Origin of the sequence: Streptomyces sp. ADMS, from assembly GCF_033441795.1 — a bacterium.
Lineage (GTDB): Bacteria > Actinomycetota > Actinomycetes > Streptomycetales > Streptomycetaceae > Streptomyces.
The window spans coordinates 1-325 of sequence record NZ_JAVFVX010000504.1; the positions used below are offsets into that span (position 1 = coordinate 1).

General features: G+C 68.9%; 1 protein-coding gene. It reads right to left on the minus strand.

What is annotated here, in order from left to right:
- Nucleotides 1–325: PspA/IM30 family protein (locus RB628_RS42975; RefSeq protein WP_318325812.1), on the minus strand; the 325-nt coding region annotated here is incomplete at both ends.

Genomic DNA, 325 nt, shown 5'->3' on the forward strand with positions numbered 1-325 from the left:
TGATGCGGGTCTGGGCCTCGGCTGCGGTGTAGCGGGCCTTGATGGTCTCCTTGCTGGTGCGGAAGATGTCCACCTTCGACTGGAGGCGCTGTGAGGCGAGGGTGAGTTTCTCCTCCTCGGCCTGCACCGATGCCTGCTGGGTCTGCAGGTCCGTGAGCTGGGAGGCCACGGCGGTGCGCCGGCTCAGGGCTTCGCGGGCGAGGTCCTCGCGCCCGGCTGCGAGGGCCTGCTGGGCCTGGCCCTCCAGCTTGCCGCTGGACTGCTGCAACTGGTTGATCTGCACCTCGATGCGCTTGCGGCTGGTGGCCACGTCTGCCACACCACG